We start from the raw sequence: 21,597 nt of genomic DNA on the forward strand, positions 1-21,597 counted from the left end.
CGCGTCCGCCAAGCTTCTCACCAGGCACCGACAGCGTGACCGTCACAGCGCGGTATCCACCGCGTACGCCGCCCGCAGCTCATCCGCCACCCGCTTCGATGCCGGGGGCCGCCCGCCCGCAGACCGGGCCTTCGGCTTTGGCTCAGGGGTCGGAATCGGCTCAGGAGACGCGGGCTCGGGATCGCCTTGCTCCGCGCCTTCCGAATCCGTCTCGCCGCCCTCAGTAACACTCGGGGGACCATCGAGTGGTGAGTCCGGGCCACCACCCTCGGCGATCTTGACCTGGTCCTCAAGCAGCTTCTCGAACGACGGAGACAGCGCTTCTTTGGCCGCATCCGGGGTACCGCCCGCGGTAGTCTGCGCGATCAACGCCAATCGCGCGTCGGCCGGCACCAGCCCGGCGGACTTGAGCAACGACCCGCACGCCTTGGCCACGGCGCCGAGCGTCGGCCTGCCTTCCGGAGCATGGGCCAGCATCGAGGTGATCAGCGGCTTGAGCCCCTCCGGCACGCCACTCAGGTCCGGGCAGATGTCAGGGTTCGCCACCTGCACGGCCACTGCCTCCCACGCCGCGCCGTCGTACGGATAATGGCGGGCCGCCGCATACAGCAATACCGTCCCCAGCGCATAGACATCTGCCGCCGGTGTCACCTTCGGATTCCCGCTCGCCTGCTCCGGCGGCATGCAGCGCACCGTTCCAATGATCATGCCGCTGTGCGACAGGGACTCCTTCGCGGCGTCCATGAACGCGCCGAGCCCAAAGTCGATGATCATGGGACCTTCCTTGCCCATGATCACGTTCTGAGGCTTGAGATCCCGGTGCAGCAGCTCAGCGGCATGCACAGCGCTCAGTCCCTCGGCAAGCAGCACGCCGAGGCTGGCGACCAGTGGCAGCGGGAGGACACCGTCCTCGTCGACGCAGGACAACAAGGTGCGCCCTGCCACGTACTCCATGGCCAGCCAGGGCCGGTCCGCGAACGGGTCGGCGTCCAGGAAACGCGCCACCCTGTTGGTGCCGATCACGGTGCGCGCTATCAGCGCTTCCTTCTCGAACCGCGCACGCGTGAGGGGATCCAGCTTGTCGCTCCGGATCAGCTTCACCGCCACCGGGTCACCGCCCGGGGTGTAGGCGAGGTACACCTCCCCCATTCCGCCCGAGCCCAGTTCCTTGGCCACGGTGTATCGGCCGATCCGCTCGGGCGTCCCCGTCATCTTCTGTTCAGCACTCCTCATGCATGCCCATACAGCCACCAGTCAGGCTCCGGGGCGCCTATCAAGCGTAGTCGCTCACGGTCTGGGCCATGGGCTGTCGTGGCTGGATTCGACGCATCACGAGTTCGAGGCCCTGGTCAAGTAGTAGCTGGGAAACCATCGATCACCACGAGCCGTTCGTCACAACGGTCCGCGAGCCGGTACAAGACCGTCTCGACCGTCGCCGGCCAAGGCCAGCGGTGACTCCCGCGCACCAGCACCCGGCCATCCGCCAGATCCAGCACGACTCTCACCTTTCCCTTCCCGGCCGGCCTGGCATCCCACGCTGACATCGACCGACCTGATCGACATCTCGTTGTCAGTGACGGCTGCAACCATGCCGCTACGGATGAGAACGGACGAGAGGGGCAGCAAGAGTGGGGAAAGCAGCACAACGCCGACGGGCCGGACGACCAGAGCAACGGCGTCGGCGCCCTATCTCCTTGACCTTCTGCGACGTCGACTACGAGCGCGGCTCCCGCGCTCACGGACGCGGCGTCGCCGCCGCCCCACCCGAGGGCTGGCTCATCGGCCGCTCCGGGCTGGTCGACGCCGACTTCGACGGCGAACGCCTACGGATCACCGGGGACGAACTGATCACCGGGCCGCACCCCGCAAGCACCCTGATCAACGCGCTCCACGGCAAACAGCTGGTCGTCGGGCACGGCATCCTCACCGCTGACCTGCGGGCCGCCGCCATGGTCACCCCGATCCCCAGCCAGCTCCTGGACCGCACGATCGACACACTCGTCTTCGCCCACCGAGTCCGCGGCGGCCCCTTCCCCAACGGCTGCAACCTTGACGACCTCGCGAAGGAGAACCTGGGCGAGACACGGCGCAAGCTCCGCTTCCCCACCTCCGCCCCTGGCCTGCGGCCCGGCGCCACAGGAATGTCGCCCGACCGGCACGACGCCGACCCGCGTGAGGACGCCGCACTGGTCGCCCGGATCTGGGAGGCGATGGTCACCACCCGCACCCTCGCCTGGGGACCCGGGAAGCCGTCCTGGACACACCACGATGGCGACACTCGCCCAGGCGCCCCCGCCGGCTCCGCGAACCTCGGCATCGAGCACATCTCCGAACTCACCGGAGACCAGCCCCAGGTCGAGGCAACCGAATGGGCCGACCGCATCCGGGCGGAGGGCCTCATCATGCGGCCCACCGTCCCGAGCAGAGATGCACTGGTACTGGCCAACCTGGCCGCCGCCTACGTCCCTGCCCCAGAGCCGGTCCGGCTCATCGCCGACAAACTCCAGGACGCAGGCGAGATCCCCGCCGACCAAGTTCTAAAGGCCGAGGACCTCTACGTGGCCTGCCAATATCTCGGCATTCAGCAGAACAAGGACGTCCGCCACCGCAGCTTGACCGGCAAGAAGCTCACCAAGCCCCTGCGCGAGCCCGTTGCATGGGCCCTCTGGCAGCACACCCACCCTGAGTGGACGACCGCCTACCGCCTCGCACGGCGAGAATCAGAGAGCTCCGCGACCGGCTTCATCCGCTTCGAGGAGCTCAAAAACGACCGCGCACGCATCCGCGGACGCCTCGGCGCCCTCGTCGGCTGACCGCTACGGTGGTGGAGATGCTGAGGGCCGTGGGCTCTCAGAAGTGAGGCCAGGTGCCCCGGGGCATTACCGGGAGCCGGGCCTCGCACTCTGTTCGCCAGCCTCTGCCGTGGGGCATGCACGGGTCCGGATGGACGAACCGGCCCGAGACACGCAGCTCCATGGACCTCAACCCCCCGTTACAGGAGTCACAGGGCGCTATCGAAGGGGCATGACGTCCCACAGCACGCCCTTTCGCCCACCTGGCCACGGAGCACTCCAAGGCGCTGTCCGAGCCGCTTCCTGTTCGTCGCCGGCGCAGCCGCCGCCAGGACTCGCTTCGGATCTCCGCCCTTGCCTACGAGCACCCCAGCGACAGTGGCGCGGCGCTCGAAGCCAGTTTCCAGATGATGCGGACGATCCAGAGCCTGCTCGGCGCGGACGATTTCAGGAGGGCACTGGACTTCTTTATCGCGGCCTTTGGCCCCCGGACCCCAGAACAGGAGGAGAGGAATTCTGTCTTTGATCGCACTCCGCACCGAGAGATGCGAGCCGCCGACAAGCACCTCGGGGAAGAACGCAGCGAGGAACTGAGCGTCACCTATCAAATGATGTATTGCATCGGGCACATGCTCGAAGACGAGGGCCTCACGAAGTTCCTCGATTTCATCGAAGCCGCCTACATCGCACCATGAGAGCTGCGTACACTGCATGAGCGCACGGCATCCGAAGCACCCCGGGCGGTCGTTCTCAGCTCACGAGGCGCGAAGCCTCCCCGATGGGTCAAGTGCTCAACACGCAGGGCTTGACAGGGAAGGCATCGGTCACCTCGGAACGGGCGACCTGGAGGTGCGGATCGCCTCGGCGGCCGACCTGGAGAAGGCGGAACCGCTGATCCGGCGGGCGTTCGAGGTGGCCTGACGCAAGAGGAAGGGCGGCTGGTACATCGGTTTCTCGATGCACCAGCCGCCCTTTGGTGTTTGCGGTCCGTCGGCCCTGGTCTGGTCGTTCTCGTGCTCATGCCTCCGGCCCGGCCAGGACGAAGTCGTCCTGGGTCAGAGTGTGTTGCCTTGCCTGCAACAGTCGCTGTTCTGCCACGTCGGCGTAGTGCGACGACAGCTCGACGCCGACGAACTGCCGGCCCTCGCGCAGGGCGGCGACGCCTGTCGAGCCGCTGCCGGTGAACGGGTCGAGGACGGTGCCGCCTTCGGGGCAGATCTGCACGAGCTGCTGCATGATCTCGACCGGCTTCTGGGTTATGTGGACACGGTCCTTGCGGGGCTGGGAGGCGATGAAGTGGCCGGGCAGGTAGAGGTCCCGGTCCTTTTCGAGGCTGCCCTTGACGCCCCAGATGATGAACTCGGCCGACTGCTTGAACCCGCCCTTGCGGGGTCGACTGGCCGGCTTGATCCAGGGGATCGTGCCACTCCAGGTCCAGCCCGCCATCTGCAGGGCGTCGCTGGTGGTCGGCTCCTGGCGCCAGTCGGAGAAGACCATGGCGACGGAGTGCTCGGTCGCGGCCCGGTACGCCTCAGTGAGCAGCGCGGTCAGCCAGCTTCGATAGCTCCGCTGGTCGCGGTTCTCTCCGGGGAAGTTCTGCAGGTCGTGCGCCGATCCGGCCGTGACGTACTTGGCGCGGGCGGTGCGGCCGGTGCGGTCCGAGCTGGTGCGCCCGCCGGAGTTGTACGGGGGGTCCGTGATGACGGCGTTGACGCTCTCGTCCGGGAGGGACTTCAGAACGGTGAGGGCGTCGCCTCGGTGCAGCGTGTAGCTCATGTGCGGGGCCTCTTTCAGGGCACGACGGGACTGGACCCGCTCCGGACGGCACGCAACAGCGGCCGTTCGGAGCGGGGTTGCGCCGGAGGTTAGCCGCGTTTTCCGGCCGCACCTAACGAGCCCGTGCCGTGCTTCGGGCCCGGGTCCGGCGGTCGTTTGGTGCGGCCGGAATCCCGGTCTACTGTCCCGCCATGTCACCGAGGCGGAGCCCAGCTCCACCACCGCTGACCTGTGCTGATCCGTGTTGCCGAGTCCAAAAACGTGACCCGGCAGGCACGTTGAACCCCCGTTCCCGAAGCCGCGAGGAGACCCGGTGCACCGCCTGAGATTACGAGCGCGGCTGGCTGCCGCGCATGACCTGAGACCGGCGTCCGGGAGCTACCAACTCCCCTGACCCGGGCCCGCCCTGAGAGGCGGATTCACATCGGCGCGGTGCCGACGGCTTTGCACGAGAAGTCGGCACCGCGCCTCCTACAAACCGCGAGGAGCCGCTGCGATGCAGCACGCCCTGATACGCCCACGCCCTGACCCAACCCCGTTGCCCGGCCGGGCTGTCCGCCCCGGCGAACAGCGGCGGCGATGAACAAGACCACCGGAGCCGTCGTCGGTCTCTTCGCCTCCGGTCCGCTGCTGCTTGCCGTGCCGGTCCTCGGCATCGCGGCAGGGAGCGCTTCGGCCTCCTGCTCGACCGGCGGTACACAGGCTGTGGATACCTCGGCCGTTGCCGCTCAGGTGAAGGCGATCCTGGACGGCGGCGGCAAGGGCACGGTCTCCGTGCCGGGGCTGGACGACCCGGCCGAGCAGATCCCCAACGCCAAGACCATCCAGGCCACCGGTGTCGCGATGAACATCCCGGCCCGGGGCCAGATCGTGGCCCTGGCAACCGCACTGCAGGAGAGCGGCCTGCGGAACCTGACCTACGGCGACCGCGACTCATTGGGCTTGTTCCAGCAGCGGCCGTCGCAGGGCTGGGGCACCGCGAACGAGATCCTGGACCCGGTGCACGCCTCGACGATGTTCTACGAGGCGCTGGAGAAGGTCTCGGGCTGGCAGTCCCTGTCTGTCACCCAGGCCGCCCAGGCGGTGCAGAAGTCTGGCTTCCCGGAGGCTTACGCGAAGTGGGAGCCCCTGGCCACTGCCTTGCAGAAGGCGATCGAGCCGCTGTTGTCGAAGGCCGGCGGCACGTCGCCGAGCCCCTCGCCATCTGGTTCGGACAGCACGAGCAGTCCTCCGCCGAGTACCACGGGTGGCTGTACGACCGGCGGGGACGGAACCGACTTCGGAACCATCCCGCCCGGCGCGTTGCCGGCCGGATACAAGATCCCGGCAGACGCTCCGCCCAAGGTCCAGACGGCGATCCGATGGGCGCTCGGCCAACTCGATACCCCGTACCAGTGGGGCGGGAGCTGCACCGACTCCCACGGGCCCGACCCCATGGACCGCTGCGACTGCTCCTCGTTGATGCAGCAGTCGTACAAGGCCGCCGGGGTCACCCTCACGCGGACGACGTACACGCAGGTCAAGGAGGGCAAGCCGGTATCGGTTGACGCTCTCCAGCCCGGCGACCTCGTCTTCACCGAGGGGACTGCCGAAATCCCGGAACACGTCGGGATGGTCGTCGGCCAGGGCTTGATCGTCAACGCCCCGCACACCGGCGACGTGGTCCGCCTCGCAACCCTCGCGTCCTGGAAGCCGCAGATTCTCGCGGCCCGCCGAGTCGCCTGACCGGCGCTTCTCTCCCTCCCCCTTCCTGCACTGCCGCTTCGCCCTCGCGGGCTTTGGCGTGCCCAAAATCGAACTGGAGTTCACAACGATGTATCTCGCCGACAAGGTCGTCCAGCTCGCCTACAACCCCGGAATCAAACCGAACGAGGGCGGGCTGCCAGGCCTCTCGGTCCTCAAGCAGGTGATGGGCTCGATCAACCTCTTCGGGATCATCGCCGTGGTCGGCGCGCTCGCCGTCAGCGCCGGCGTATGGGCCTGGGGCCACCACTCCGGCGGCCACCAGGCCGAGGCCAGCGGCAAGAAGGGCGTGCTGGTCAGCGCTGGCGCGGCCCTCCTGCTGGGTGCCGCGAACGGTGTGGTGGCGTTCTTCAGCACGCTGGGGACGCAGGTCCACTGATGTCTCCCCGCTCCACGAACCCCGGCGGCGCTTCTCGCGTGCGCCGCCGGGCGCTGCTCGGCACCGCTGTCCTGGTGGTGCTCGTCGCCCTCGCCGGCCTGGCCGCCTACCTCACCCGCGACGGCAGGACCTCCTCCAAGGCTCCTGCACTGCAGGCGAGTTCGGCTTCCCCCTCCTCCCCGACCGCTTCCGCTTCCGCCTCGTCACCACCGCACGGGAGCCACGGCGCCCTGCCCGTTCCCCCGTCCACGCACGACCCGATCACCTTCGGGAAGGCGGCAGCCGCAGCGCTGTGGTCCTACGACACCCGCGCCTACTCCCAGCATGAGCTGCTGGCCTCCCTGCACAAGTGGCTGACCAGCAAGACCAAGTACGCCGACGCCGCCTCGGTCGACGCGCTCGTCCCCTCGCCCGTGCTGTGGAAGGAAATGGCCGCCAACGGCCAGTTCGCCACCGCCACCGTGAACGAAGCCCACTTCCCCGACTCGTTCACCCAGGCCCTCCAGGAAGACCCCGGGGCGATCACGCAGACGTACATCTACGCCGTGACGGTCTCCGGCAAACAGTCGATCGCCTGGAAAGGCTCGCCGCACGGCGGCGCCGAGAACCGCGTCACCACCCTCGCGGTCCAGTGCCGCCCCTACCAGCCCTGCGCCCTGGCCGGTGTCCTGCCGGCCGTCGCGCCCTGACCCCGCCCCAGAAAGGAGGTACCGCCATGGGAGTCTGCGACTTTCCACTGATGGACAAGGTCTGCGGCGCCGTCGACTTCGCCACCAACCCCGCCGGGACCGTCACCGACGGCATCGGGGCGTGGATCGCGAAGTCAGCGGGTGAACTGGCCGCCAGCGCAGCCGATCTCGCCGCCAAGGCCGTCAACGAAACCACCGCCATCGATCTCAACGCCGGTTGGTTCCGGGACAACTACGAGCTGCTGTTGCCCATCGGCCTCGCCCTGGCCGTCGGCACGTTCTGCATCCAGTTGATGTTCGCGGCCTGGCGGCGGGACGAACGCGCCCTCGCCCAGGCAGCGATCGGCACGATGACCGGCGTCCTCTTCTCTTTCTGCGCCGTCGCCTTCACCTCCGTGGCCATCACGGTGGTCGACGCTCTGTCCGACGGCCTGTTCCAAGCAGCCAACAGCTCGGTGGACGACGCGATCCGCCGCGTCATCAAGGTCAACAACCTGGGGCCGATGTACGGCCTCGGCTGGACGGTCCCAGCCCTGGTCGCCTTCGGCTGCGCGATCGGCGCGTTCATGTACTGGGGCGTGATGGTCGCCCGCAAGGTCGGCGTCCTGATCATGGTCGCCCTCGCGGTCTTCGCCGGAGCTGGCGGTGGCTGGGAGGTCGCCAAGCTCTGGCGGCGGGGTTGGATCGAGGCCACCGCCACCCTTGTCGTGTCGAAACTACTGATGACCGTGGTCTTCCTGATCGGCGTCTCGGCGATGGGCAAGTCCGATCCCCAGGACGGAATGGCCGCCCTGTCCGACGCGATGGCCGGCATCGTCGTGATGATCCTCGTCCTGCTCTGCCCGTACGCCACCTACAAGTTCGTCCACTGGGCGACCGACGGCGGCGGCCACGACGACCTGCACCGCACCGGTGTCGCCGGCATGGCGGTCGCCGCAGGGGCCGCGAAGACCGCGGGCAGCCTCGCGATGCAGGCCAGCACCGGTACTCCTGCTCCGCAGGGGCCGAGCCGGGTCCCTGGTGCGGGCAGCGACGGTGTCGCCTCCGGCATCAACCCCACCGGCGGCAACCTGAGCAAGGAGGGCATCGACGCCGGACCCCCGAAGCCGCAGACCAGCTTCCGGTACGGCGAGGACCCGAACGCCTCCGGCGACAAGGGCCGCGCCCTGATCCAGCGTCCCGGCATCCCTGCGCTGATCACTCGGCCCGGCGAGGCCGAAACGGGAGGCTCCGAAGGGGGCACTCCGGGTGCCGACGGCGACTCCGCCGCCCAGCCCGCTGGTGCGTCGACTCCGGGCAGCAGCTTGACCCGCGCAGGCGCCGTGTCGCCCAGCGGTCCCGCCGCACCGCCGCCGCCCTCCACCGGTCCGTCGGCGACCGGCTCGCCGACTCCGACGAGCTGGGTCTACCCCAACCAGCCGCCGTCCGGGTCCTGACCCACCACCACCCAGGGGGCGGCCTGCATCCCTCCAGCCCGCCCCCTTCCCCCGACCACCCGAAACGGAGTCCTGCCATGACCTCCAGAAGAGCGCCGCGCCTTCCGCCTCTTCCCGCCCGCTCTCACTGTCTGGAACCGCCATGTCTGACAACCCCCAGGCCGAAGCCACCACGGCCACCGTGAAGTTCCCGCACCGCAGCAGGCGCGGCATCCTGCTCGGCCTGACCGCCCCGCAACTGATCGTCGCGAGCCTCACCGGCTTGCTCCTGCTCGCCGTGATCCTCGCCCGTGGCGTGGTCGGCGCTCTCGAACTCATCCCGCTGTGGGCCGCCATCGCCCTGCTCGTCTTCGTTCGCCACCGAGGCCGAGCCCTGGCCGACTGGGCTCCGATCGTTACCCGGTACGTGTTCCGCCGGATGCGGGGCCAGTTGATCTGGCTCGTCCGGCCCTCCCGTCGCCCGGTGCGCGAAGGACTCCTCCACCTGCCCGGTACCGCCGCCAGCCTGCGTGTGGTCACCGCACCCGACCGCCGGTACGGCGCAGTGCACAACCCCCTCACCGGCACGCTGACCGCCGTCGTCAAGGTGTCCTCCCGCGCCTACGCGCTGCTCGACCCGGGCACCCAGAACGCCAACGTCAACGGTTGGGGGCGTGCGCTCGCCGCGCTGGCACGCACCGGTCAGGTCGCCCGGATCCAGGTGATCGAGCGCACCGTGCCGGACTCCGGCGACGCCCTTCGCCGGTACTGGGAGGAGCACGGCCAGCCCGACGCCCCGGTGGCCGGCGCGATCTACAGCGAGCTGATCCAGAGCGCGGGCCCGGCTGCGGCTCCGCACGAGGCGTACGTCGCGGTCTCGCTGGACGCCAAGGCCGCGCGACGCCTGATCAACCAGGCCGGAGGCGGTCTGACCGGGTCCTTCAGCGTCCTGACGCAGTTGACTTCGACCTTCGACCAGGCCGCGCGTACCGCCGGGCTCAACCCCACCGGCTGGCTCACCGCCCACGAGATCGCGGCCGTCGTGCGAACGGCATACGACCCCAAGGCCCTTGCGGCACTGGACCGTTGGTCCTCCTCCGGGCGCCCCGAGGCAGACCCTGCCGCTGCCGGCCCGGTCGTGGTCGTTGAGAAGTCGGACCACATCGCGACCGACTCCGCCGTCCACTCCACGTACTGGGTGGAGAACTGGCCCCGCACCGAGACGTCGGCGGGCTTCCTGCACCAGCTCCTGTTCACCGCCGGGGTGCGGCGGACCCTGTCGCTGTCGTACGAACCGAAGGGGCTGGACGCCGCACTGCGCGACGTCCAGCGCAAAAAGGCCAGCGTGATCGCGGACGCCGCCGAGCGAGCGCGGCGCGGCCAGGTCGACTCCGAGGCGGACTCGATCGAGTACCAGGACATCAAGTCCCGTGAACGCCAGCTCATCGCGGGCCACGCGGATGTCGCCCTGACCGGCCTGCTGACCGTCTCGGCTGACTCCGAGGAGGAGCTGCGGTCCGCGTGCGCGGTCGTGGAGACCGCGGCGGTCGGCGCCCAGCTCGACCTCCGGCCACTCACCTGGCAGCAGGCAGAAGCGTTCACCGCCGCTGCCATGCCGCTCGCTCTCGCCGTCTGATGCCGACCCTTCTCCCTTCCGAAAGAGCACCCCATGTCCCGCACCACCAGCGCGACCGCGCAGGACTTCGTGCCCTTCGCCACCGCAGCGCTCGACTTCCACCGCGCGCTCAACGTGCCAGGCGGCCCTCTCGTCACCACCCGCGCCGAGCTGGACGCCCTGCACGCCCACCTCGTCTCGCTGCACGGCCTGCTGGACGCCCACGCGGCCCGCACAGGCCAGTTCGTGCCGATCGAGGGCGACCAGCTCCGCGCCGCCCGCACCCGGATCTGGCAGGCCGCCGACCACGTCCACGCCGCCTACCACGCTGCACCTCGGCCGGACTCCGGCGATGTTCCCGACCGCGAGGCGTGCCAGGTCGGCCTGCCAGAAGGCGTACCAGAGCTGACCATCTGCCAGCGCCACCAGCGCACCGCGCACCTGGTCCGGCGCCGCACCACCGCGGCCGACTTGCACGCGCCGTTCACCGGCCTCGTCCGCCACTGACCCCGCCTTCCGTCTGGAGATATGTTCATGCCCCGCACCCGCGCCAGCGCCTCCCACCTGTTCGTCCCCCGCAAGGCATCGCGGGCCGAGCAGCGAACCGCCCGCGCCGGTTTCGCTGCGGCCCGCCGACAGGCCCGCCTCGCCGGGGCTCCGCCCAAGCGCCGCGACGAGGGAACCCTCGACCCGGAGCTGCGGCCGACCTACCCGCCGTCCGGGCGCCCCGGCTCCTCCTCGGCACGCGGCGGCAAGCTCAGCCTGCCCGCCCACCGGATGACCACCGCCACGGTGTCCGGGGCCTATCCGTTCCTCGCCGAGGGGGGCCTGGGGGCGGAGGGGATCTTCATCGGCCGGGACGTTCACGCCGAGGCGGCGTTCTGCTACGACCCGTTCTCGCTGTACAACAGCGGCCGGATCGAGGGCTTCACCAATCCCAACGCGGTGCTGGCCGGGATCATCGGCATGGGCAAGTCCGCGCTGGCCAAGTCCATCGCTACCAGGGCGATTGCGCACGGCTACCGGGTCTACGTGCCCTGCGACCCCAAGGGCGAGTGGACGGCCGTCGCGCAGGCTCTCGGTGGCTACACCATCGCCCTGGGCCCGGGGCTCCCGGGCAGGTTGAACCCCTTGGACGCGCCTGCCCGGCCCGCCTCGGTGAGCGAGGACGACTGGTCGACCGAGGTCCGCAAGCGCCGTCTCCTGCTCCTGGCCGCTCTCGCTCGCACCGTGCTGAAGCGCGATCTCCAGCCGATGGAGCACACAGCCCTGGATCTCGCGCTGGATCTGGTCGTCGCCGAGGCCGCAGCCAGCAACACCGTGCCCCTGCTCGGAGAAATCGCACACACTCTCGGCTCACCCGAGCGCCTCGACCGGGCACTCGGCGACCAGGCCGGGCGTTTGGGGCCCGCGGCACAGGACCTCGCGCATGCCCTACGCCGTCTGGTCCACGGCGACTTGAGTGGCATGTTCGACGCGCCCTCGACCGTGGCCTTCGACCCGACCACCCCAATGCTGTCGATCGACCTCTCCCGGCTCGGCGGCTCGGGCGACGACACCGCGCTGGTACTCGCGATGACCTGCGCGAGCGCCTGGATGGAATCAGCGCTCGCCGACCCGGACGGCGGCAGGCGCTGGGTGATCTACGACGAGGCATGGCGCGTGATGAGGCACGTCGGCCTCCTGGAGCGCATGCAGAGCCAGTGGAAGCTCAGCCGAGGTCTCGGCATCGCCAACCTGATGGTCATCCACCGCCTCAGCGACCTGCTGAGCGCAGGCGACGCCGGCTCGCGCGGCCGGGTACTGGCCGAGGGCCTCCTCGCCGACTGCTCCACCCGCATCATCTACCGCCAGGAGCCCGACCAGCTCGCCGCCGCCGCGTCGCTGCTCGGCCTGACCGGTGTCGAGACCCAGGCAGTGGCCGCCCTGACCAAGGGCCGGGGCCTGTGGAAAGTCGCAGGTCGGAGCTTCATCACCCAGCACATCCTGCACCCGGCTGAACGCCAGTTGTTCGACACCGACGCCCGAATGTCCGCTTAGCCCAACTTACCTACTAATTAAAGGAGTTGAGTCATGCGGCCAACCGTACCGCGACCAGCGCACCGGGTCCACGAGGGCGTCCAAGGCCCGGACGCTAGTCCGGGCGGCGTCTCACTGAGCGCTCCAGCTGGCCACCGCGTGTTCTAGGTGGCCGCGCTGAGTGCCGGTCAGGCGAGGCAGCGCGGCGTTACCCCCCTGTGGCAAGAAGGCTTGCACGCATCGCGACTTGGAGATCTTTGCGGGCTTGGTGGAACCGCTCCAGCCCTTCGAGGTACTCCGGTGATACGAGGGAGAGGCCCGGATGCGTGTCAAGCAGGTCACGCCACTGCCGGAGCAGTCTGTAGGCCCGGTCAGACTTCTCTTGAACCGCTGGTGGGGCCTGGAGGGCGACTCCGTAGCGTTGCGTCAATACCGCGGCGTCACGAAAGACGTCCAGAGCCGCCTGGTATCGGGCAGCGGCGTCACTCTCCCTGAGAATGATGATGCGTAAGGATGACGAGCTGTCGTTGAGGGCGGCGAGATATCCGCTGTAAAGATCTCGAAGGGTGTCCTGCGCGCGGTTCGCTTGGTCGCGACGGTATCGCGTGCGATCGGCAACCACGGTCGAGCCGATCCCCAGCACGGCGCCGACAACTGTGCCTAGCAGTGTCCCCCAGTCCATGAGCGGCACCGTAGTTCCATCGGCTCACCATGGGAATGGCGCAAATACGGGCATTCGTCCCCGTGCTTGCTGGCCAACAACGCCGCTCAAGTGGCCAACTGGGATGCTCAGTCACACTCACCGACCGTGGACTGGAACGACCGCCTCCCCGCAGTCCGAACCGAGGACTTCACCGACCTGTTCCACCAGTCCGTCACAGAGGGACTTCGGCAAGGTGGCCCACCTGCACCAGATGCTCGAAACCGCCTCCGAGTGGTGTCTCGCCCACGGCGCCCAAAGCAGCGCGTCCGAGATGGACACCATCCCTCCCGGCTGACCGACCTCGGCGAGGAGTTGCATCTCGTCGCGGAGAACGTCGACCACGAGATCTGCTCCCGGTCGCACCGAGCCGCAGCAGCGGCCCGCCTATCGACCTCGGCATCGGCATCGGCCTCGGCCCGGGGAACTTCCCCCGGCCAGCAGAGCGACGCTGCTGTTCACGTCCCACCGCCCGCCGCGCGCCCGCCGCCGCGTTCGCGGTGAGGCACCCGTACAAGAACGAGGAACAACCATGCCCACCTCTCCCGACGCCCCCACCTCCCCTGACAGCCAGCCGCAAGACACCAGCGAACAGGCGGCATGGCGAGTGCGCGTCCAGGCCCTGGCCTTGGCCGCTGACGGCATCAGGCAGGCGTCAGACCGATGGGATGCCATCTCGGACTCGTACTGCGACGAAGACGGCTGGCCCATCGACGAAACCGGGTACGCCGACGGCAAAGTGGCCCGGGACGCCGCCGCCTGGGAGCACGTCGAGACCTTTCTGGCTCATGGCCCCGAAGTCCTCGCCGGTGTACGGGCAACCGCTCAACCGGCCGACTACCTTGGCGGCACGATCAGCGCCGACCTGCTGCGCCTGCGGGGGATCGACTCCGTACTGGCGCGGGGGCCGCTCGGCTCCGTGCTCTGGTCGGTGCCCGTGGTGGTGCCCGATGCGCGCGGTGCGGGTCGCTCGTCCTCGCGGACGTGGTGGACGTGGACCATGTGCAGCCGATCGCACTCGGGGGCGAGGGCACGGACGGGAACGTTCAACCGCTATGCCGCGACTGCCACTTGGCCAAGACGGGCGAGGACTTCCCTCCCGCGGTAGCCCGCCTACCGCGATGCCAGCCACGCGGCGAGACCTGAACAAGTAAGCGTCCCGAGTGCTGTGAACAGCCGTGCGGGGAAACGCTGAATGGTCAAGTGCAGCCCACCCCAACGTAATTCGAACCTTGCCGACTGCCTTCTTTTGTCTGTGTTTGTTGTCATGGCGCAAGTCGAGCACGAGCTATCCATGTGCACCAGGGCTTTCCGGTTGCTCCTTGTTGCTCCCCGTTGCTTCTTATTGCTCATCTGACCCAATGCCTTGACAGACGTTCAGTGACTCATCCACCAGGCTGCCCCCGCTCCGGCGGCTGTGGTCACCAGCGTGACGAGCCATGGGGGTATTCGCTGGATGACCACGTGTAGCCCCCCGCACGGGAGTTCGAAGAGTGGCCGGTTGTTGGTGCTTTCGGTAGTTGGAGTCATGGGTTCAGGAGACCGTGAAGGGTCGGAGGTGACCAGTAGACAACTGTGTGCCTCATGTGTGCTCGATGCCATGCGCCTAGCCAAGCACGGGCCAGATACAGGCTGTGGATCTTGGTGGATAGCCCGCGGGTTGTGGATAACCCGCCCAACAGACACCTCCTCGGGCGCTTGAGGGGCGGGCAGACCAGCAAGATCCACGTCGCCGCCGACCGCAAGTGCCGCCCACTGGCCTTCGTCCTGACCGCGGGCCAGGCGGCGGACAGCCCGCAGTTCATCCCGGTACTCAGGAAAGTCCGGGTGCCGGGCCGGTCGGCCGCCCCCGGACCCGGCCCGACGCGGTCGCCGGCGACAAGGCCTACTCGTCCCGCGGCAACCGCGCCTACCTGCGCAGACGCCGCATCAAGGCGGTCACCCCGGAGAAGAAGGACCAGGCCGCCAACCGCAGGAAGAAGGGCAGCCGGGGCGGTCGGCCCGTCAGTCACGACACTGCGCTCTACAAGGAGAGGAACACGGTCGAGCGTCTGATCAACAAGCTCAAGGCGTGGAGAGGCATCGCCACCCGCTACGACAAGACACCCAAGAGCTACCTCGCCGGAGTCCGCCTGCGCGGCTCGATGATCTGGATCAAGGCTCGCGCGGGACACCCCTTGATCAAAACCAGATACACGCCCTAGCACCGACTTCCGGCGAGGCCAAACCGCCCGATCGCCGGATCCTCAACGAACGCCACTACCCCTACCAGCCCCCGCCCGGCTGCGGCTTCCCGCCGTCGGCCGCTGGGGACGACCGGCCACGGAGAAGCCCACATGCGCCCCGATCAGACGCTGGTCACCCTCCAACGCGAGGGCACACGCATCACTGCGCGCACCAGCGAACCCTTCATCCAGGAAGCCGCCACTGGCGCGTCGGAGCGTGAGCACCAGTACAGCCACCTGACCACACCGCTTCGGCAGCGCGGCCTGGCCTGCACCGTCGAGTACGGCCTCAGTGACTACATCGTCCGCGCCGAACTTCCCGACGGCAGCGCCCTGATCATCTCTCCGCCCCAGGAACCGGCCACCGACCACCCGCCCGGGTATCCGGAGAGCTGGTTGGTGACGCGCGGGCATCCCGATGACTCCACGCTCCACGAAGTGATCTACGACTCGGAACCCGACGGTCCTCAATCCCAGTACGGCGGCAGCGTCCCCCGCCTGCTCGCCGCCATCGACGCGCGCCTGGATCTGCTCGGCCTGCCACCCCGACCGGAACCCCGGCGACTCGCCCAGGAGAGCGCTGCCGACGCAGCGCTCCACCGTGCGGGCTTCGTCCCCGTCGTGCTGTTCCGTGAACGCTTCCACCGACTGCCCTCGGCCATGACCAACCTGGTCGAGCAGCGGGAGATGGTGACCCGGGCCTTCGACATGCTGCAGGCCGAGGGCTTCGACGTCTCGTGCGATCCCGACCTGCTCGATCCCAGTCGGCCGCCCCCTGGCGGTCACGGGTTCAGCCTCGGCGACCGGCTCGGCTACCTGTCCGAGTCCATCCAGTCGGCGGAGCATACGAGCGAGGTCGTCGCTGCACTGAGCGAGCTGACCGCTCCCGGTGACGGCGTTCTCCAGCGGGTCGTGGAGTCCCTCATCACGACGGCCGACTGGTGGGAGGGCCTGGGCGAACCCGTCGATCCCCACTACGCGAACCGACTGCGCTACATCACCAAGAAGCTCGACTCCTACGCGTTGGAGATTCGGTCCATGCGCGGCGATCTGGCCGCCCGGCACCACCCCGACAAGGTCCTGGTCCGGGTGGACCGCGTCGCTCCGGAGGAGCCTGCGGGGCCTCGCGTCGCTGCCGCTCTCGCGGTCTCGCCGACCGCACGGCGCACGACCCCGGCGGCGGTGCCGTCAGCTCCTGCCGTACCTCCCGCCCTGGCTCCTGCCCGACCCTCGTCCGCACCCGGTCGCTGACCGCTGCCCACCTCGGAGCCCGCCTTGACTAGCACCAGCAGAACCATCCCCGCCCTCGACCGCCCCTCTACCCATGCCCGCACCGGATGGATCCGCCATGCCCACCTCCGAGCACGACCCGCTTCCCGACATCGCATTCGGCCGCCACCCCGACTTCGGCATCGTCGCCTCCAACCCCAAGCAACTGGCCGCGAGCGCCTGGATGTTGAAGGGATTCGACTTCCACCCCGTCCCCGACCACTCCAACCTGTACGCGCTGGCCAACCAGCAGCGTGACGGGCAGGACCGCGCCACCCGGGCTGTCGCGCTGCTGCGCAAGGCCGGCTACCGAGTTGATGTGGACGCCGCGTTCGACCCCTCTCTGGCCTCCGTACCAGCGCCCGCCCGCGACCGGCCCCCGCGCGTTGAGCCGGACGTCGCGTTCGCCGAGCATCCGCAGCTCGGCGTGTTCGCCGCGACCGCCGACGGTTCCTCCGCTCTCGGCGGCCGACTCATCCTGGAAGAGAACGGCTGGCGGCATAACCCGAGCCTGGACATCTACACGCTGCCGATCACCACCGACCGTGGCCAGGCGCTCGGCAAGGTAGCTCAGGCCACCATGGCGATACACCGCGCCGACCTCCAGGTAGCCGTGCAGCCCGCCCTCGCCCGGGACGTCACCGCACACCATCCGCCCGCACCGTCGGCGGCAGCGCGCCATGAACACGGCCCGGACGTCGCCCCCCGCCGGTTCCCCGTCGTGAACGCCGCCGCGCTCGCCGCCAGTCCCGCCCGCGCCGGCCTGCCCGGCAAACCCCCGGTCCCCGCGCCCGCCGCCTCCGTCCCGGCTTCCCGCCCGGTGGACCCGCGCGTGGCGTTCTCCAGCACCCCCTGACATCCAACAGCCGTAAGGAAAAGCTCCCATGGCCGTGAAAACCATCTGGCACATCGACTTCTCGTGCGGGCACAGCGGCGCCCGCGACCTTTCCGCCACGCTCCTCACGCACGCCGGCTTTCAGCAGATCGAGGACTGGTACGGCCGACGCCACCTGCCAGCGCCCCGCCGCCCCGGTCGCCGCGCACCCGATGACCTCGGCCTGACCTTGGCCACCGTCCCCTTCCCGGAACAGGAGCTACCCCGATGACCAGCAGAAGAGCGCCGCGCGCCCCGCCCCGCCTAGTCCGCTCTCCCTCCTTGGATCCGCCATGCCCGCCCCGCGTACCAGCGCACCCTCGACCACCACCGGCACCGACGCGCTCCTCTACCTCCTGTTCGGCGTCCTCGGCGCCGCCATCGCCTTCGGCTCCCTCGCCTGGCTGACCGGCAACCTCACCAACGCCCTCGTCGGCGCCGGCCACTGGGCGCCGTTCAAGGCCACCGACGCGCTGCTGCACCCCGACGTGCTGTGGCCGCACCTGAGCCCCACCGCCCTGCTGATCGGCGCACGACTCGTCCCCGGCCTGCTCTCCGTCTCCCTCACCATCACCGGCCTGGTCCTGTGGCTGCGCGGCGGCGCGAAGAACGGCCTCGCCCGCAAGCAAGATCTCGCCCCGCTGCTGGACAAAGAGATCACCGCCAAGGCGAAGAGCCTGCGGCCGAGCCTGTCCGATCTCAAACCGAAAGAGATCGCTCCCGCCGACCGCGGCATCCTCGTCGGCACACACTCCCCAGGCCGGGCCGAGGTCCGCGCCTCCTGGGAGGACGTGATCGTCGCGATCATGGCCCCGCGATCCGGCAAGACGTCCGGCCTGGCGATCCCCGCGATCCTCGCCGCTCCCGGCCCGGTGCTGCTGACCTCGAACAAGGCGGCGAACGATGCCTTCACCGCGACGGTGGACGCCCGCGCCAAGGTCGGCACGATCTGGACGCTCGATCCGCAGCAGATCGCCCACCACCCGCGCGAGATGTGGTGGGACATCCTGGCCGACGCCCGCGACCTGGCTGGAGCGAAGCGTTTGGCCGGGCACTTCGTCGCCGCCAGCGTGGACGAATCCAGCGGCTCCGACTTCTGGTCCACCGCCGCGAGCAACACTCTCGGTGCGCTGTTCCTGGCCGCCGCCAGCCACCGCCGCCCGATCACCGATGTCCTGGCCTGGCTCGCCTCCCCTGCCGACCGCACTCCGGTGGACCTGCTCACCGATGCCAGCCACGACGCAGTCGCCGCCCAGCTCCAGGGCACCGTCAGCGGGGCCACGGAAACGCGGGACGGCATCTATGAGACCGCGCGGCAGTACGCGAGCTGCCTGCTCGACCCGGACGTCGCCGCCTGGGTCACCCCCAGCAAGCACCTTCCCGAGTTCAAGCCCTCCGCGTTCGCCACCTCCCGCGACACGTTGTACCTGCTCAGCAAGGACGGCGGCAGCTCGGCATCGGCGATCATCGCCGCAGCGGCCGATGCGGTGATGCGCGCGGCCGTGGTCGTCGCCGAGCGCTCCGGCGGGCGGCTCGACCCACCTGCCCTGTGTGTCCTCGACGAGGCCGCCAACGTGTGCAAAATCTCCGATCTCCCCGACCTGTACAGCCACCTGGGCTCACGGGGCGTGATCCCGATGACGATCCTGCAGTCCTACCGGCAGGGCCAGCGGTGCTGGGGCGAGGCAGGCATGGACGCACTCTGGTCCGCCGCCACGATCAAGATCATCGGAAGTGGCATCGACGACGCCGACTTCGCCGACCGTCTGAGCAGGCAGGTCGGTGACCACGACATACAGACGACATCGGTGTCGACCAGCGACAGCGGCAAGTCCACCTCGGTGAGCATGCGCACCGAGCGCATCCTGCCCCCCGACGCGATCCGCGCGCTCCCCAAGGGCAAGGCCCTGCTGCTCGCCACCGGTATCAGGGTGGCGATGCTCGACCTGCAGCCCTGGTACAAAGAGCCCGCCGCCAAGGTGGTCGGTCCGGCCTCGGCCCGCGCTACGAAGGCCATCACCGAGCGGGCCAACGCCAAATCCCTGGGCCGCGACAACTTCGGGCTCTCGGCATGATCGCCCCGACGCTCAAGGGCCTCGCCCAGTCACCGGTCGTCCGGCGGGGCGGCCAGTGGTGGCTGGTCGCCGGTACCGGCTCGATTCTCGCCACCGATCCGACGTTCACCGGCGAGTTGGACCGCTTCGCCGCCGCGATGGCCGCCGCCGACCAGACCGTCGCCGATTTCCGCTCCCAGCAGACTGATCCGCCGACTCCCCATCCCGGGCGGCAGCGATGAATGCGCTGCTCACTGCCGAGCAGGCGGTGCTCGGCGCGGTGCTGCTTGATCCAGGCCAGCTCGCGCACCTGGACTGGCTCGCACCGGATCACTTCCACCGGCCTGTCCACCAGGCGCTGTTCGCCGCCCTGCGCAAGCTCCGGACTGACGGCCACCTCGCCGTGGCGACCAAGGAACTGGTGCCGCTGTCCTGGGTGACCGACGCGGTCGACGAGGCCGGCCACCACGTCCGGGGGCTGACCGCGGTATACGCCCACACCCTGATCTCGGCCTGCCCCCGCCCCGAACACGCCCCGGTGTACGGCCGGATGGTGCTGGAGGGAGCAATCCACCGCAGCGTGACCGAGCACGCGATCCGCCTGCACCAAGCGGCCCGTGCCGACGCCCTCCAGGGCGAGGTCAAGGGAGCGCTGCACTATGCGGATGTCCTGACCGGGGTACTCGGCGACCTCGCGCGCCGCTGGGGGCCCGAGCCACGCTCAGTGGCCCCGGCCACGCCACCGTCTACAGCACCCGTCGCGCTGCCGCATGTATGGGCGGACCAGGTCGCCGAGGACGAGCAGTTCCTGCTGGCGGTCCTGGTCGAGCGGCCGAAGGCGATGGACGAGGTCGTCGGCTGGCTGCGACCGCGCGACTTCGCCGACCCAGCCCACGGCCAGCTCTACCGCTGCCTGGGCGCACTGCACCACCGCGGCGAGCCCATCGACCGGATCACCGTGCTGTGGGAAGCCCAGCGGCGCGGTCTGCTGGCCGACGGCACGCTGACCACCGAACAGCTCACCGCCATCTGCGACGGCGTCGGCCCCGGCAGCGCCGAGTGGCTCGGCGAGCAGATCATTCGCTCCTCCGTCGCCCGTACGGCCGCCACCTCCGCCCGTGCCATCCGCGCCCTGGCCGAGAACGAGACCCTCGCCCCCGGGAGGCTCATCAACCACGCCCTGCACGCGCTCGGGCCGCTCGACGAAGTGCGTGCCCGTTGGCAGACCGCGAACGGCCACCCCTCTCCGGCGCCACCCCCCGCGCCGCAGGCCGAGGGGCCCCCGACGGCGCGGGTCCACGCCGCCCTCGCCCGCAGCACACCGCAACCGACCGCACAGTCCTCGGAATGCCCAGGCCCTGCCTCCACGCCATCAGCCGCACGACCGCCCTCACGCACCCACGGCTGACCGGTCCTCACCCACCGACCCAGCCCATCCGACTGTCCCCACCTCTGGAACGCCATGGAAAACGCCCCCATCTCCGACGCCCTGGCCCTGCGCGCCACGGCCTCCGCCTTCGACGCCCAGCGCGGCAAACTGCCAGTGGTCGGAGACCCCCACCTCTCACCCGATGCCGTCGCCGTCGCACGCCAGATCTCTGAACTCGGAAAGCTGATCACCGACCTGGGTGACGAGATCCTCTTCCGAGCCACCCACCAGAACCAGGCGCCCCACACCGCTCGGGTGATCACCAACTTCGCCGCCGCCGTCGAGCCCGCAGGCGAAGCAACTTCCGCCCTGGGAGCGGTGGCCGACCAACTCACCTTCCTGAACCAGACCGAGAGCATGCGCGACCAGCCCGACGCCAGGGATGCCCGGCAGGCAGCCGTACGAGTGATAGAGGAAGCACTCGCCACCGCCGACGCAGCCCTGCACGACGGGGCCAACTCCCTGTACGCCGCGTCGGCGACGGTTTCTCCCCTGTCCGTTCGGCTCCAGGCTGCCCGCAGCCGGTCCACAACCGCCGCGCCCTCTCCGGGGTTCCCACCTCCCGACGCCACCACGACGGCGGCGGCCACCTCGGACCGAATCGCACGGGGCCGGTGA

At 69.5% G+C, this 21,597-nt stretch carries 20 protein-coding genes and 1 pseudogene; 18 read left to right on the plus strand and 3 right to left on the minus strand.

Translation table 11 applies throughout. The features are described 5' to 3' along the window. Window positions 1-42 precede the first annotated feature (42 nt). A complete protein-coding gene (locus ABZT12_RS00435) occupies window positions 43-1,212 on the minus strand; it encodes a protein kinase (protein WP_356374870.1) in 1,170 nt (389 codons plus the stop codon). A 482-nt stretch (window positions 1,213-1,694) separates the two neighbouring features. Between ABZT12_RS00435 and ABZT12_RS00440 the strand changes: the two genes are divergently transcribed. Together ABZT12_RS00440 and ABZT12_RS00445 are read left to right on the plus strand one after the other, a co-directional pair. Beyond that, entirely contained in the window at window positions 1,695-2,813 is a 1,119-nt protein-coding gene (locus tag ABZT12_RS00440) for a hypothetical protein (RefSeq protein ID WP_356374873.1), read from the plus strand. 389 nt (window positions 2,814-3,202) lie between these two features. Then, window positions 3,203-3,487, plus strand: coding sequence for a hypothetical protein (locus tag ABZT12_RS00445; RefSeq protein ID WP_356374876.1), 285 nt, complete (start codon window positions 3,203-3,205; stop codon window positions 3,485-3,487). Between the two features lie 322 nt (window positions 3,488-3,809). On the opposite strand, the gene ABZT12_RS00450 is transcribed toward ABZT12_RS00445, so the two are convergent. Continuing rightward, window positions 3,810-4,568 (minus strand): site-specific DNA-methyltransferase, encoded by a 759-nt coding sequence (locus tag ABZT12_RS00450; protein ID WP_356374877.1) that lies wholly within the window; start codon window positions 4,566-4,568, stop codon window positions 3,810-3,812. 579 nt (window positions 4,569-5,147) lie between these two features. Between ABZT12_RS00450 and ABZT12_RS00455 the strand changes: the two genes are divergently transcribed. From ABZT12_RS00455 to ABZT12_RS00485, 7 genes are all read left to right on the plus strand, one after another. Next, entirely contained in the window at window positions 5,148-6,293 is a 1,146-nt protein-coding gene (locus tag ABZT12_RS00455) for a C40 family peptidase (RefSeq protein WP_356374880.1), read from the plus strand. 88 nt (window positions 6,294-6,381) lie between these two features. Beyond that, window positions 6,382-6,690, plus strand: coding sequence for a DUF6112 family protein (locus ABZT12_RS00460; protein WP_356376652.1), 309 nt, complete (start codon window positions 6,382-6,384; stop codon window positions 6,688-6,690). Then, window positions 6,690-7,379, plus strand: coding sequence for a hypothetical protein (locus ABZT12_RS00465; RefSeq protein WP_356374882.1), 690 nt, complete (start codon window positions 6,690-6,692; stop codon window positions 7,377-7,379). The genes ABZT12_RS00460 and ABZT12_RS00465 overlap by 1 nt, the downstream gene beginning before the upstream one ends. 26 nt (window positions 7,380-7,405) lie before the next feature. Then, the gene (locus ABZT12_RS00470; RefSeq protein WP_356374885.1) at window positions 7,406-8,815 is read left to right on the plus strand and encodes an ATP-binding protein; all 1,410 of its coding nucleotides are present in this window, start codon (window positions 7,406-7,408) and stop codon (window positions 8,813-8,815) included. A gap of 142 nt (window positions 8,816-8,957) precedes the next feature. Further along, the gene (locus ABZT12_RS00475; protein ID WP_356374887.1) at window positions 8,958-10,430 is read left to right on the plus strand and encodes an SCO6880 family protein; all 1,473 of its coding nucleotides are present in this window, start codon (window positions 8,958-8,960) and stop codon (window positions 10,428-10,430) included. A 33-nt stretch (window positions 10,431-10,463) separates the two neighbouring features. Beyond that, entirely contained in the window at window positions 10,464-10,916 is a 453-nt protein-coding gene (locus tag ABZT12_RS00480) for a DUF6238 family protein (protein ID WP_356374890.1), read from the plus strand. Window positions 10,917-10,943: 27 nt separating this feature from the next. Beyond that, a complete protein-coding gene (locus ABZT12_RS00485; protein ID WP_356374893.1) occupies window positions 10,944-12,449 on the plus strand; it encodes an ATP-binding protein in 1,506 nt (501 codons plus the stop codon). A 187-nt stretch (window positions 12,450-12,636) separates the two neighbouring features. Here ABZT12_RS00485 and ABZT12_RS00490 read toward each other — a convergent pair whose 3' ends face one another. Beyond that, entirely contained in the window at window positions 12,637-13,110 is a 474-nt protein-coding gene (locus tag ABZT12_RS00490; protein WP_356374896.1) for a hypothetical protein, read from the minus strand. A 681-nt stretch (window positions 13,111-13,791) separates the two neighbouring features. Here ABZT12_RS00490 and ABZT12_RS00495 point away from each other — a divergent pair. The 9 genes and pseudogenes from ABZT12_RS00495 to ABZT12_RS00535 all read left to right on the plus strand — a co-directional run bounded on the left by ABZT12_RS00495 (window position 13,792) and on the right by ABZT12_RS00535 (window position 21,597). Continuing rightward, the gene (locus ABZT12_RS00495; protein ID WP_356374899.1) at window positions 13,792-14,274 is read left to right on the plus strand and encodes an HNH endonuclease signature motif containing protein; all 483 of its coding nucleotides are present in this window, start codon (window positions 13,792-13,794) and stop codon (window positions 14,272-14,274) included. A 540-nt stretch (window positions 14,275-14,814) separates the two neighbouring features. Further along, window positions 14,815-15,332, plus strand: a pseudogene (locus ABZT12_RS00500) (IS5 family transposase); the annotation flags it as partial. Between the two features lie 132 nt (window positions 15,333-15,464). Further along, window positions 15,465-16,604 carry a hypothetical protein gene (locus tag ABZT12_RS00505; protein WP_356374902.1) on the plus strand — a complete coding sequence of 380 codons (1,140 nt, stop codon included), beginning with the start codon at window positions 15,465-15,467 and terminating at the stop codon, window positions 16,602-16,604. A 97-nt stretch (window positions 16,605-16,701) separates the two neighbouring features. Then, window positions 16,702-17,478: a hypothetical protein gene (locus ABZT12_RS00510; RefSeq protein WP_356374905.1), complete on the plus strand. Its 777-nt coding sequence runs from the start codon at window positions 16,702-16,704 to the stop codon at window positions 17,476-17,478. Window positions 17,479-17,506: 28 nt separating this feature from the next. Then, window positions 17,507-17,728 (plus strand): hypothetical protein, encoded by a 222-nt coding sequence (locus tag ABZT12_RS00515; protein WP_356374908.1) that lies wholly within the window; start codon window positions 17,507-17,509, stop codon window positions 17,726-17,728. A gap of 61 nt (window positions 17,729-17,789) precedes the next feature. After that, window positions 17,790-19,571, plus strand: coding sequence for a TraM recognition domain-containing protein (locus tag ABZT12_RS00520; RefSeq protein ID WP_356374911.1), 1,782 nt, complete (start codon window positions 17,790-17,792; stop codon window positions 19,569-19,571). Continuing rightward, a complete protein-coding gene (locus tag ABZT12_RS00525) occupies window positions 19,568-19,792 on the plus strand; it encodes a hypothetical protein (RefSeq protein ID WP_356374914.1) in 225 nt (74 codons plus the stop codon). Before ABZT12_RS00520 ends, ABZT12_RS00525 begins: the two co-directional genes overlap by 4 nt. Further along, on the plus strand, window positions 19,789-20,958 hold the full coding sequence (locus ABZT12_RS00530; RefSeq protein ID WP_356374917.1) for a DnaB-like helicase N-terminal domain-containing protein: 1,170 nt from the start codon (window positions 19,789-19,791) through the stop codon (window positions 20,956-20,958). The genes ABZT12_RS00525 and ABZT12_RS00530 overlap by 4 nt, the downstream gene beginning before the upstream one ends. Window positions 20,959-21,012: 54 nt before the next feature. Continuing rightward, a complete protein-coding gene (locus ABZT12_RS00535; protein ID WP_356374920.1) occupies window positions 21,013-21,597 on the plus strand; it encodes a hypothetical protein in 585 nt (194 codons plus the stop codon).

This window comes from Streptomyces sp. NPDC005423 (assembly GCF_040606415.1).
GTDB lineage: Bacteria > Actinomycetota > Actinomycetes > Streptomycetales > Streptomycetaceae > Streptomyces.